The organism is Rhizobium sp. BR 314 (assembly GCF_047445805.1).
GTDB classification, from domain to species: domain Bacteria; phylum Pseudomonadota; class Alphaproteobacteria; order Rhizobiales; family Rhizobiaceae; genus Rhizobium; species Rhizobium lusitanum_B.
In genome coordinates this window covers 1-12,613 of the sequence record NZ_JARWLA010000077.1, presented here as the reverse complement: position 1 = coordinate 12,613, position 12,613 = coordinate 1, and the positions used below count along the sequence as shown (strand labels likewise).

Below are 12,613 nucleotides of genomic sequence, written 5' to 3'. Positions count from 1 at the left end.
GGTTAAGATGGAGTGGTTGCCGCCCTCCCCAGACGGCATCGTGATGTGCCAAGGATGTGGTCGTATAGGCCACTGAGCGGAGAGAGCGGCAGATGAAGGATATAATGATCGGGGTAGACCTGGCAAAGAACGTTTTCGTGCTTCATGGCGCGTCGATGGCGGGAGAGGTGCAGTTCCGCAAGAAGCTGCCACGCGGCCAGTTTCTGCGATTCATGGGAAATCAGCCGCCTGCRCTGGTGGCCATGGAAGCTTGCGGCAGCGCGCACCACTGGGCTCGAGAGCTGATGAAACTCGGCCATGAGGTCAAGCTGATCGCGCCGCAGTATGTGCGTCCTTTCGTAAAGCGCCAGAAGAATGACGCCGCTGACGCCGAGGCCATTGTCACGGCCGCACGTCAGCCTGAAATGCGCTTTGTAGAGCCCAAGACGCCGGATCAGCAAGCGAGAGCCGTCCTGTTCCGTGCCCGCGAGCGCATTGTCCACCAGCGCACGGAATTGGTGAACGCGCTGCGCGCTGTGCTCTACGAATACGGGCTGGTCGTTCCACTCGGCATCAGCCATGTCAAGCGGATCGAGGAGATGATTGAAGATGATAGCGTCGACCTGCCGGAGATCGTACGGGAAGAATGCCGCGACCTGCTGGCGCAGATTGACGAGAAAACGGCCCGGATCGAGCAGAAGAYCAAAAAGCTCGCTGAGCTTTCGAAGCAAAGCGACACCGCCSGCCGGCTTCAGACGATGCCGGGCGTCGGCCCCATGATCGCTCTGGCTGTCGAGGCCTTTGCCCCGGCGATGGAAAGCTTCCACTGCGGCCGCGACTTTGCAGCTTGGCTCGGTCTCGTGCCACGACAACACTCGTCGGGTGGCAAGGAACGGCTCGGACGCGTTTCGAAGGCCGGGCAGGCTGATATTCGTAGGCTTCTGATCATTGGCGCGATGGCGCGTGTGAACTGGGCAAGCCGCAAGCCTCCTGTGCAGGGTTCATGGTTGGCCCGGATGCTGGCGAGAAAACCGAAGATGTTGGYGGCGATCGCGCTGGCGAACAAGATGGCCCGGAAGATATGGGCCATGCTKACGAAACAGGAAGATTATCGAGATTTGCCGGCGGGTGTAGCGGCGTAAGCCGACTACGAACAACGCCGGCAAGGAGGTGTGAGAAGTCGATGACCTGAATGGGCGCTTGATCGAACTGATCCGGATAGGGAAAACCAGCCGTCGCCTTTGAGCATTGAAGCTCGGGGTTAAGATTTGGACCCGATCCGCAGATCACCATACCGGCCGGCGGCTTCTGAAAGCGCCGTACAAAAAGGCCTGACAGAAGACCGCACTCGATCACACCTTCAGACGGTGAAAAAACTTCTTGCACAACGGGCGGCAACCACAGAAGAAGACGCCACCGCCAACGGCGACGAATACGCCGTCGGAAACTTCGATTACTTCCTTTCGGAATTCGGTGGAGCTCGCGCGAAGTTGCTCCCTACCGGCAAACTCGCTGGTGACGACAGGCGAAGATGACTCGTTATTTGATGTGATCGTCATGGCGATACTGCCTCGGGTTTCCATTATCGACATAGTGTGGCACCTTAAGTAAGTCGGACACCGACCAACCTTTGGATCCTATTGCGTGACACCTCAGGAAACAGCAGCCTAAAGACCAGATCGCCACAGAAACATAAATTGTGTTGGCCTGCGCAGCAAGAATGCGCTCGGCACTCCTCAATTTGAGACGCTATAGGCACCGTTTGGGCGAGGCATTCACGCCTCCATAGAAAAAGCGCTCCGAAGGCGCCTGCGAACGAGTAGTGATTAAAGACGGGATGACCGCCGAAACTGTAATCTGCAGTTCACACGGCTTTTCTTGACGACGCTAGCGCTGTGAACTAAAGATTACATACGATCGAGGTTCACCAAACCGAAGTTTTCGCAAAGTGGTTTGAATACTTGCCGGACCGGCCGACTAAGATGCGAATTCAGAAGCGCATTGATCGGCTTCCCTTTGGCCTTCTCGGCGATGCGAAGTTCTTTAGCGGGATAGGTGAACTCCGCCTCAACTTTGGCCCCGGATATCGCATCTACTTCGTTCAACGGGGCAATGAACTTATTATCCTGCTCTCTGGCGACGACAAGGGCTCGCAAGGGCGGGACATAGCGCGAGCCATCGAAATGGCAAAGGAGGTTTAAGTGACCATTAAAACCATCCCTTGGGATCCAACTGCACTCCTCACCAGTGATGAAGCCATCAAGGAATATCTTGAGATTGCCTTCGAAGATGGTGACGTTACCGATATCGCTATCGCCCTCGGCAACATCGCCAAGGCCAAAGGCATGACCCACGTCGCCAAGGAAGCCGGAATCACTCGGGAGGCGCTGTACAAGTCCCTCAGTGAAAAGGGAGACCCGAAGCTGTCTACCCTCCTCCGCGTGATGAAAGCCTTGGGTTTGCAGCTCACCGTAGTTAAAGCTCACGAAGCTGCCTAAGTGCTGCCCGCGCCCTCGTTCAGCCGCATCAACTCGCCCCTTTTGGCAGCGCAATAGCTGCCTCATGTGAACATATTCGAATAATGGCGGCACTCTTCCCGACATGTCCCCGAATCGGAAAACCTCTCTCGTCGCCGTTTGCTTTGTCACATTGTTGATTTTCGTTAGGAACCGATCCTGACCTTCACCGGAATTCTTGGACAGCTATACGAACTCGGCGCTTGTCCGGAATTTCAGGACGTTCATCGTGAAGAGGATCATCGCGCCCAAGGTGAGGATTGAACCGACCTTGGCCAAGACCTCACTTTGCCCAGCCAGAGCCAATGCGATCCCTGGGACCATGGTGAGGATGCCGAGCATCGCGAATGTGAAATGCGCTTTCGCCAGCCAATGCCCCCCCGCTTTCGGGACCAAATGATAGTAGAGACCGGCCAGCGCCGAGACGACTCCACCAACCAGATTGAGATGAGCGTGGGCTGGCATCAAGGAATGGTCGTCGCTGACCGCCATGACAATACCCCACACCATACCGGCCAGAAAATAGAGAGTGGCCGTGAAGAAAAACCAAAAAGCAATTCCGCGCATATGGATCCTCCATCGTGATAATTGATGATGAATTGCGACACCCATCGGCTTCGTCTATTCGACAAGTCGGGGGATGCCTCGTGAGGCGTTGGAGGGTGAGGAAAGGTAGCGCGCGCCTCAAGACACGAGTTCGCGCAAGCCAGCACAGAAACCATTCCTGCCCGCCGATTTTACCACCAACAAGACATGATCCGCCCTCGAAAACGGCCATGGGCGATTGTTTAGATGCGCCTACAACAACCCCAACTAAGGCCAGGAACGAAAGATCTCTCGTCAGTGACGAAGCTTCTTCTTCGTACGGCTGAGATATCCCGCCGAGAATTCCCGACAAAAGATAGCAATCTTTATGTATATCTAATGTTATCTTTTATATTATATTTATATATTATTCAATAGCGGATTGAATTCAATTTCCATCCCTCAACTTATGCTTCAACCTGCAATCCAGCGCCGCATTGCCACGACTATGATAATATCTCTGTTGTTGTATGAAATAGGCAGAGCCTGGGGCGCGTCGATCAGCCAAGCGCGGCAAAGGCGTTGATCGTTCGGAATGCTAGCGGTGGTTTGAACATTGGACGTCCTCCCAGTGGAAATAGGCTTTTGCGTAGATCGCGGAACAACGACTGCATTCAAGGCGCACTTGCAGCTGTTGCCGATGAGGCGATCGGTTGACGCCTGTTAAATCTGAGAGCCACCGCTGCCGTCTGCAGTAACAATACAATCCGAATGCCATTTGCCTTTAAACAGAATCGAGCCTGCGGCCAAGCAGCGCAATTTGGCTTGAATGTTCCGAGGAGGCGTGAGGTGCCTCGCATTTCGACCGGACGGTCGCCACAAGCAGAAAGGCTCAAGCACAGGCTTATGCCTAACAACTATCGACGCATCGAAGTGATTACCGGCGACGTCCTCCGAAGGCGGTGGACGACCGAACAGAAGCTGCGGATTATCGTAAGCGACAAGCTGGGGCCGTTCAGGCGGCGTAGTTCCACTGCATAAGGCTCTCTATCTCGTTGCTGGGCCATCCGTTCGCCAGGCGCTGAAGGGTCTGGGTAAACCAGGATTGGGGATCGACAGCATTCATCAGGCCGTTTGAAGCAGTGTCGCGATCGTCGCCCAGGTCCTGCCACCGCCGTCGCTCTCGTAGCAGAAGAAGGGAATTCGCCTTACGGCGAAACGGCATGGACGCGCTGGCCCACAGGCTGGGCGCGACAAGCCGCTAAGGGTCAGCGCGCGCGCCGGTAATGCATGGCGACCGCGCCGCTGCGGAGCGGATTGGCCGAGATTAGTTCGAGCCGTCGTGTGCTGGGCAGCCCGCTCTGGTAGAGCGTCGGTCCGTGCCCGGCGATCCTCGGGTGGACAAGGAACCTGTACTCATCGATTAGGTTCAGCCGGTCCAGCTCGGTCGCCAGCTTGCCGCTACCGAGGAGCACGCCAGCCGGGGTTGCGTCCTTGAGCCTCTGGACGCCCGTGCGCAGGTCTCCAGCGATGTGGTGGCTGTTGGTCCACGGGAAGACCTTGCGGTTCGAAGACACTACGTACTTCGGCTTGGCCTCCAGCTTGATCGCCCATTCGCGTATCGCTGGCAATGCCTCCACGTCGCCGCGGGCGACTGCGGGCCAGTAGCTCTCCATCAACTCGTAGGTGACGCGTCCCCACAGCATCGCCCCGCCCTCGTCCATAAGGCGGGTGTAGAAGGCGTGGGTCTCGTCGTCGGCTATACCTTCCCGGTGGTCGACACAGCCGTCCACGGTGACGTTGATGCTGAAGGTCAATAGTCCCATGCGGCGAGCCTAACACATACAATGGAGAACGCACAGGCCCGTTGCTCGCGGCTGATGTTGAACTTCCACAGTGGGTCGGCTTCTCCCTTTGAGTTTCATCCACAAAGCCGATGTTACGGGCCAAAGGAGACCGCCGCCGCTCGCCACCGGGCATATACAACAGACTCCGCTTCAATCTCGATCCGGAGGAAGACCCCGCAGCGTCTCCATTAGAGCGGGAGTTTGGACCGGATTTCCGTGACGGATTGATGGTCGCGAGAGAGGCTCCCGGCGGCCGTCATAGAGGTTGATCCCATGAACATGCAGGCTCTCGATGCCGGGCGCGACCTGAGTGGCGGCTGGAAGATGGTCGATCCAGTTCCCGCTTGGAAAACAGGGTTCGTGAGGTGGGGGCGCGCGGAGCTGGCGCGCACCCACAACACGGGCAATGCTCAATGTTCTGCGGCGCGCTCGATCACGGCTGCCACATCGCGCGGGTGAGACGGCATCGCCACATAGCGTTGGCGCACGGATCGTTCAGCGGTCATGGTGTAGCCGCGCGTTGGTTGAACTATCAGGTCTGTCAGCTTTATGCCCTTCAAACACAATGCCGGCCGCCGCCATCGCATCGGTAAGATGAAGTTCAAAGTGACCAATTGGTCGGAGTATGAGGCAGGCCTTCGCCGACGCGGCAGCCTGACGTTGTGGATGACCGCGGAAGCTTTGTCGCAGTGGCAAGCGCCGAAGCGCACGACCCGCGGCGGTCAGCCGCGTTACTCTGATCTAGCGATCGAGACCGCACTGACGCTGGGACTGGTGTTCGGCCTGCGTCTCTGTCAGACAGAGGGATTGCTGATATCGGTGCTGCAAATGATGGGGTTGGCTCTCAGCGTGCCCGATCATACCACGCTCAGCCGGCGCGCAAGCACACGGCGATCGCCTGACACACGGCAAGGTCGCGGGATTCCAGGAGAAGGGCCCGTGCACGTTCTCATCGATAGCACTGGGCTTGAAGTCTACGGCGCCGGCCAGTGGCAGGAGGAAAAGCATGGCGTCAGGTCGCGGCGAAGCTGGCGCAAACTGCATCTGGCACTGGATGCCGACAACGGCGAGATCATCGCCCACATCATGATTGACCAGGATACGGGCGATGGTGGTCGAGCGCCGCCAGGCTTGTTGTCTTTCTCACGCTGACGGCCATCGCGGCGGACGCCTGCCTCTCCACTGCCGCAGCGCGCTTACGGCGTGGCCTGCATGACACAGCCTGCGCCGTCTCCCAGGCAGACGACCGTGCCGGCGAAGCGCGGATCCGTGAGGAACACGCGGCGTCCTTCATCGGTATAGGAGAAGGTGCCGTGATCCTCGGCCGGAGCCGGCGGCAATGGCGGTGCCGTGTCGGGCGCATAGGATCGCGGCACGATGGCGCTTGCCAAATCGGCGGCCGGGCTTGAAGGGGCGGCCGTGACGGTCAGCATGCCCCTGACGAAGCTCAGATCGTAATTGGCCGAGGCTGCAAGACTTCCCTGGTCGATGGCATAGCTGCCGGGAATGGAGAAGCGATCGGCGGCGCTGGCCAGTTGACCGAAGAGCCGGTCGCCATTGACGAGACCGCCGCCACCGATCGTGTAGGTGAAGAGCGGATTGGCGGCACCTGCAGCACGGCTGGCATTGTTGGCAAAGGCGCTGATCAGACGCGGCGTGATCGTCAGTCTGGCACCGGTATAGCTAATCGCGTAGTTGGCATTGCCGAGCGAACCAAGGCCGATGGTGTAGAAGCCGACATTGGAGAACCGGTTGGCCGCTGAGGCGAGGTCGCCTGCCAGCGTGTCGCCATTGACGAGGCCGGTGGCGACATAGGTGAAGGTCGGGTCGGCATCGCCATAGGTCCGGCTTGCACCGTTGGCCGCAACCGTGATCGCCCGCGGAGTGACGGCGAGATTGCCGCCGAGGAAGGTGAGGTCGTAATTGCCCGACGCGGCAAGCGAGCCCTGACCGATGTCGTAGCTGCCGACACCAGAGGCCGCCGTCGCAGAGGTTGCCAGTCCGCCTGTCAGGCCATCGCCATTGACAAGCCCTGCACCGCCGATCGTGTAGGAAAGCGCCGGATTGGCATCGCCATAGATGCGAGTAGCATTGCTTGCCGCAACCGTAATCGCCCGCTTGCTGACGGTCAGGTCGGCGCTGGTGAAGGTGAGCGCATAATTGCCGGAGGCAGCCAACGTTCCTTGCCTGATGCCATAAAGGCCGACATTCGACACGGGGGTGGCGGATGTTGTCAGAGAACCCGAAAGCGTATCATTGTTGACGAGCCCTGCCCCGCCGATCGCATAGCTCAGAGCCGGATTGGCATCGCCATAGGCACGGCTTGCGGCATTGGCGGCAACCGTGATCGCCCGTGGCGTCACTGTCAGGTCGGCACTGCTATAGGTAATTGCGTAATTTGCGTTGCCGAGCGTGCCTTGCGAGATCGCATAGGAGCCCACATTCGAGGCCGTGGTGGCTGCCGTCGCTAGCGAACCCGGCAAGCTGTCTCCGGTCACCAGCCCTGCGCCGCCGATGCCATAGGACAGCGCCGGGTTGGCATCGCCGTAGGCGCGACTGGTGCCATTGGCGGTGACGGTGATCGCACGGCGAGCGATATCGCCAAGCGTGGTGCCGGTTGCATCAGCCAGCGTATAATTGTCGGCGTCTGCACCGGAAAGACCGAGACCGGAGATCGTCACTGTCTTGCCGGAACCAGCATTGGCATCGGCAAAGACGCTGAGCCCACCGCTGACCGTCAGGACGTCATTGCCGAAGATGCCGTTGAAGGTCGCGCCGGATGTATCGAGCGTGGCGCCGGTATTGCCGTCATAGGTCTTGCTGCCGGCGGTAATGCCGGAGATCGACGAGATCGTTGCCCTGGCGATGTCGACCGTGTCGGCACCACCGATCAGCGTGTAGTTCGAGGCAAGGCCACCGTCGCCGTTGATGCTGTCGCCCAGCATCAACGAGGCGAGCGTCACAGCCTTGCCCGAGCCGGCATTCTTCTCGGCCATGGTGCCGGTGCCCGACAGCGCCAGCGTCTCACCACTTACCAGGTTCGACAGTGCGAAGATCGAGGCATCGAGATTGACCGAGCCGTTATAAGTGCGGCTGCCCGAAAGGTTGATCACGCGCTGGCCGATATTGGCAAAGGCTGAGGCCGTGTTTATGTTGAGCCTGTAGTTATACGCGTCAGCCCCACCCAAGGTCAGGCCGGAGATGTCGACCATCTTCCCGGCGCCCACATTCTTATCGGAGAAGGCGCCGAGCGCGGTGGCGACCGTCAGACTGTCACCCTGGATTATGCCGTTGAAGACGGCGCCAGACGTATCGAGCGGCGCATCGGTGGTGCCGTCATAGGTCTTGTTGCCGGCGGTGATGCCGCCGATCGAAGTGATGATCGCAGGCGTTATGGTGCCGTAGCTGGTCGTGCTGGTGATGCCAAGCTGGTAATTGCCGGCATCCGCGCCGGTTATGTAAAGTCCATCGACCGCGACCGTCTTGGACGTGCCGGCATTCTTGTCGGAGAAGTTGGCGCTGGTGTAGCCAACATGCATGTCATCGCCGCTAATTGGTATCGTGTAAATATTGACGCTGGCCGCGGTCGTCCCGTCATAGGTCTTGGTGTTGACGCTGGTGCCGCCGAAAGCCACATAGGCCTTGGCGATATCCGCCGTCGTCGCTGCGATGTGGGAGGTGAGTGTGTAGTTGCCCGCATCCGTGCCGCCGAGCGTCAATCCGGTGATGCCAACGGTCTTTCCGGCGCCGGCATTCTTGTCGGAGAAGGCGCCGGTCGCGGTCGCAACCGTCAGAACGTCGTCACCAAGCATGCCGGTAAAGCCCGCACCCGATGTGTTCAGCGTTGCCGTCGTGTTGCTGTCATAGGTCTTGTTGTTGGCGGTGATGCCGGTGATCGAGGTGATCGTCGCCCTGGCGATGTCTGCCGTCGTCGTCGCTGTGTCCAAAGCGAGCGTATAGTTGCCCGCATCCGCGCCGCCAAGCGTCAGGCCAGAGATGTTGACCACCTTGCCTGTGCCGGCGTTCTTGTCGGCGAAGGCGCCGGTTGAGGTAGCGACTGTCAGCACGTCGCCACCGACCATGCCGGAGAAGCCCGCACCAGAGGTGTTCAGGACGACACTCGTGGTACCGTCATAGGTCTTGCCCGAAGCCGTGATGCCGGTGATCGAAGAGATCGTCGCCTTGGTGATATCGGCCGTCGTCGTCGCCGTATCCAGGGCAAGCGTATAGTTGCCGGCATCCGTACCGTTGAGCAGGAGGCCCGAGATCGTCACAGTCTTGCCGGCGCCGGCATTCCTATCGGAGAAGGCACCGCTGAAGCCAGTGCCGAGCGTCAGGCTGTCGCCGACGAGCATGCCATTGAAGACGGCGCTACCCGTGTTCAGCGTCGCCGCCGTCGAACCGTCATAGGTCTTCCCATTGGACGTGATGCCGCCGATCGACGAGATCGCCGCTCTTGCGATGTCGACCGTATCGGTACCACCAACCAGCGTGTAGTTCGAGGCAAGGCCGGAGCCATCGTCGAGCGAGAGCGAACCGAGCGAAACCGCCTTGCCCGAGCCGGCATTCTTATCGGCCATCGAACCCATGCCCGAGAGCGTCAGAGTCTCGCCGTTGGCAAGGTTAGAAAGTGTCAGATTGCCAGCGGAGACATTGGTCGTGCCGTCATAGGTGCGGCTGCCGGAGAGCGAGATCACCCGCTTGTTGATGGTCAGACTACCCGAGCCGTAATCGATATAATAGTCGCTGGCTACTCCGGTGGAATAGCTAAGCGCCAGTACATTGGCGTCGCCATAGGCGTAGGTGCCGACGTTGGCGGCGCTACCCCAGCCGATGCTGACATTGCCGGTTCCATAACCATCAAGCGCGATGCCGGAGGCCGAGGCCACATCACCGTAGATCGATGAGGTGTTACCGCTCAGACGGACATAGTAATTGAAGATCGGGTCGGAGGTCAGGCCGCGCAGCACCGGCGCGCCGCCAGTTTTCGACATCGCCCAGATCAAACCGAAATCCCAGCCGGCGTCGATGAAGAGGAACGGATTAGCCATTTGATCCGTCGTCAGGCCGGTCGTGCCGGTGATCGTGCCGCTGCCCCCGCCGGAGGCCGCAGGTCGGCCCGAAACGGTCAGGTTCCAGAACGAATTGGTGATTGTGCCGTCGTTGAACGCGGCAAGACCGCCGCGACTGGCCGACACGGCCGCATAGGAGTGGCTGATCTGGCCGGTGGAGGTGTTATATCCGACCAGCCCGCCTGCTTTGCTGCCACTCACGGAACCCAGAGCATAAGACTGCGAGATAATCCCTGTGTTATACCCCGCGAGGCCGCCGGTAAATTCGTTTGCATACCCGCCAATGCCGCCCGTGGCATAGGATTGTGTGATGCTGCCATCGTTCAGCCCAACGAGACCGCCGCTGTAAAGGGCGTAGGCAATATTCGCGGAACCAGACGCGTAGGACTGGTTGATAATACCCGTTGCGGTATTGATACCCACAAGACCGCCCCACGAAATAGCACTGAGGTCGCTTAGGATGCCTGTGGCGAAGGAATTGGAGATGGTGCCACTGTTGCGGCCGATCAGTCCGCCGCGTCCCTCGGATCCACCATAGGTCTCGCCGGTAACGGAAGCAGACGTGCTGGAGCCCGAAATGGAGCCGCTGTTGTTGGCGACAAGGCCGCCGAGATCTCCGCTGCCTGTCACCGATCCGCTCGCGGAGGATGAGATGATCGTGCCGCTGTTGCTGCCCACGAGGCCACCGGCATCCAAGCCGCCCAACACGGTTCCGCTCACCGATACGGACGTAATGGAGCCCGCGTTGGCGCTCGCAAGCATCGCCGCCGACGGAGTATAGGCTTTGATGTCGGCGGCTTTAAGCGAGAGATTGCTGACGCTAGCGCCACCGCCGATGGTTCCGAACAGGCCGCCCGAAGAGGAGGTCAACCCGCTGATCGTGTGAGCCGCGCCGTCCAGGCTGCCGGTGAAGGTGACAATCGGCTGCCAGCCGCCATCTATATCATTCACTGAATCCCAGACGCCGGAGGCATTGGTGCCTGCGGTGGCCGAGGCATCGATGTCGGCGCTGAGCACATAGTTGCCCGACGGATTGACGCTGATCAGTGCGAGTTGATGCAGATTGTTGATCGTGGCTATGCCGTTCGCGTTGGCGGTTGCAGCTTCCGAGCGCAGGATCGGGCGCATATTGCCGGACTGATACCAAGTGTTGGCGAAATCCCAGCCCGCGTAGTTCGTGGCGTTGTTGGCCGAATCGCGCATCTGTTCGGTCGTGAGGCCGATCGCCCGGAACATGCCGAAAAAGGATTGGCCGGAGCCATTGAATAGCCCGGTCGTGAAGACATCCCAGAAGCTGTTGGTGATGGTGCTATAGAAGTTTCGGCCCACCAGGCCGCCGACGGCGACGCTCCCGCTAACTGCGCCCGTGGCATAGGCATTATCTATGGAGCTTCCGGAATCATTATACCCCACTAGGCCGCCAACATATGTATTGCCGCTTACGGAGCCAGTGGCATAGGCAAATTTGATTGTGCCATCATTGAAGCCGGCCAGACCACCGGCATAGGTATTCGAGCCGTAAGTTGCGCCGGCGGCGTAACTATTGCTGATCGATCCATGATTGTGACCGACCAATCCGCCGACATCATAGCTGCCTGAGACCGCAGTGGTGGCGGAGCTGTTGTTAATCGAACCGGAATTCCATCCAGTCAGCCCTCCGACATATTGTATGCCGTTGACGGTGCCGGTCGTGAAAGCGTTATTGATCGTGCCGGTATTGTTACCGACCAATCCTCCCGTATAGGAGTAGCCATTGATAAACTCGCTGGTAAGCCCGATGTTTTGGATGGTTCCCGCCGAGTTACCGAATAGCCCGAGAAAACTAGCCGCTCGATTGACCGTCAGGCCGGTAATAATGTGGCTCGCACCATCGAAGACGCCCGAAAAGGTCACGGAATAGGTTCCGATGGGATTGAGCCCTGCGCCTGCATTCCAGTTGGCGGTACCGGAGGCATCGATATTGTTGGCGAGTGTCCACTTGGCGGCCAGTGATGCGCCGGACGACCCGATGCCCTGCAGGCCGTAGACATCGGCGACCGTATAGGGTGTGGCGCTTGAGCCGTCGCCGCCGGTGACGCGCAGGAAGGATCCGCCGGTGAGCTGGAAGTCCTTGGCTGAGAAGGTGGGCAGTGCGGCCGTGTTCTGCACCCAGTTGCCCGAGGTGAGGTTGAAGGTGCCGCCGATGCTGACGGCAGCCGGTGCGGAGATCGTGCCGCCCGAGGCGAGCGTCAGTCCGCCGGTCGTGGCGGTGATCGCCGCGTTGATGTTGATGTCTGAGGCGGCATTCAGCGTCAGCGTCGAGCCGGAGGCCCAGGCGATCGGGGCGGCCACCGTGATGATGCCGGCCTGCGGATTGGTCGTATCCGACGACGAGCCCGTCGTCACGGTGACATTGGCGGTTGCGAGCGCATTGGTCAGCGTGTTGACATTGATGATGCTGTCATTGCCTGTCGCCGTGAAGCCGGAGGAATTGCTGTCCGTCGCCGTCGAAATCGTCACATTATAGGGATCAAGCAGCAGATTGCCGACGGAACCATGCGCCGCCGTCAGATCGGTGAGACCGGTGTAGGACAGTTTTGCCTTGCCCGAGACTTCCGCCTCGCCGCCATTGCCGGAGATCGCGCCGCCCTTGGCCGTGATCGTCCCGGCAAAACGCGTCAGATCGTCGGACCAC

Annotated in this window: 8 protein-coding genes and 3 pseudogenes; 6 read left to right on the top strand and 5 right to left on the bottom strand. The window is 59.5% G+C overall.

The features are described from left to right. Nucleotides 1-92: 92 nt before the first annotated feature. The gene (locus QD461_RS35920; protein WP_414091568.1) at nt 93-1,121 is read left to right on the top strand and encodes an IS110 family transposase; all 1,029 of its coding nucleotides are present in this window, start codon (nt 93-95) and stop codon (nt 1,119-1,121) included. Nucleotides 1,122-1,331: 210 nt separating this feature from the next. Here QD461_RS35920 and QD461_RS35915 read toward each other — a convergent pair whose 3' ends face one another. Beyond that, nucleotides 1,332-1,571 (bottom strand): hypothetical protein, encoded by a 240-nt coding sequence (locus QD461_RS35915; RefSeq protein WP_414091567.1) that lies wholly within the window; start codon nt 1,569-1,571, stop codon nt 1,332-1,334. Nucleotides 1,572-1,895: 324 nt separating this feature from the next. On the opposite strand from QD461_RS35915, the gene QD461_RS35910 reads away from it, so the two are divergent. Then, nucleotides 1,896-2,180 (top strand): type II toxin-antitoxin system RelE/ParE family toxin, encoded by a 285-nt coding sequence (locus QD461_RS35910; RefSeq protein WP_414091569.1) that lies wholly within the window; start codon nt 1,896-1,898, stop codon nt 2,178-2,180. Continuing rightward, a complete protein-coding gene (locus tag QD461_RS35905) occupies nt 2,181-2,477 on the top strand; it encodes an addiction module antidote protein (protein WP_414091566.1) in 297 nt (98 codons plus the stop codon). It abuts the gene before it with no gap. 204 nt (nt 2,478-2,681) lie between these two features. On the opposite strand, the gene QD461_RS35900 is transcribed toward QD461_RS35905, so the two are convergent. Then, nucleotides 2,682-3,062: a hypothetical protein gene (locus QD461_RS35900; protein WP_414091565.1), complete on the bottom strand. Its 381-nt coding sequence runs from the start codon at nt 3,060-3,062 to the stop codon at nt 2,682-2,684. Nucleotides 3,063-3,926: 864 nt separating this feature from the next. On the opposite strand from QD461_RS35900, the pseudogene QD461_RS35895 reads away from it, so the two are divergent. Beyond that, a pseudogene (locus QD461_RS35895) lies at nt 3,927-4,058 on the top strand (IS3 family transposase); the annotation flags it as partial. Here QD461_RS35895 and QD461_RS35890 read toward each other — a convergent pair. Next, nucleotides 4,036-4,202 (bottom strand): annotated as a pseudogene (locus tag QD461_RS35890) (transposase domain-containing protein); the annotation flags it as partial. The pseudogenes QD461_RS35895 and QD461_RS35890 overlap by 23 nt on opposite strands. Nucleotides 4,203-4,288: 86 nt before the next feature. Further along, entirely contained in the window at nt 4,289-4,846 is a 558-nt protein-coding gene (locus QD461_RS35885; RefSeq protein ID WP_414091564.1) for a dihydrofolate reductase family protein, read from the bottom strand. A gap of 294 nt (nt 4,847-5,140) precedes the next feature. On the opposite strand from QD461_RS35885, the gene QD461_RS35880 reads away from it, so the two are divergent. Together QD461_RS35880 and QD461_RS35875 are read left to right on the top strand one after the other, a co-directional pair. Then, the gene (locus tag QD461_RS35880; RefSeq protein ID WP_414091563.1) at nt 5,141-5,326 is read left to right on the top strand and encodes a hypothetical protein; all 186 of its coding nucleotides are present in this window, start codon (nt 5,141-5,143) and stop codon (nt 5,324-5,326) included. A 90-nt stretch (nt 5,327-5,416) separates the two neighbouring features. Beyond that, nucleotides 5,417-5,995 (top strand): annotated as a pseudogene (locus tag QD461_RS35875) (IS5 family transposase); the annotation flags it as partial. Between the two features lie 68 nt (nt 5,996-6,063). Here the strand turns inward: QD461_RS35875 and QD461_RS35870 are convergent. Continuing rightward, on the bottom strand, nt 6,064-12,613 hold a 6,550-nt coding region (locus QD461_RS35870; protein WP_414091562.1), incomplete at its 5' end, for a YDG domain-containing protein.

Coding starts and splice junctions, on each gene's coding strand:
- QD461_RS35885 (WP_414091564.1), bottom strand. CDS start 4,846: ATGGGACTATTGACCTTCAGCATCAACGTCACCGTGGACGGCTGTGTC.
- QD461_RS35900 (WP_414091565.1), bottom strand. CDS start 3,062: ATGCGCGGAATTGCTTTTTGGTTTTTCTTCACGGCCACTCTCTATTTT.
- QD461_RS35915 (WP_414091567.1), bottom strand. CDS start 1,571: ATGTCGATAATGGAAACCCGAGGCAGTATCGCCATGACGATCACATCA.
- QD461_RS35880 (WP_414091563.1), top strand. CDS start 5,141: ATGAACATGCAGGCTCTCGATGCCGGGCGCGACCTGAGTGGCGGCTGG.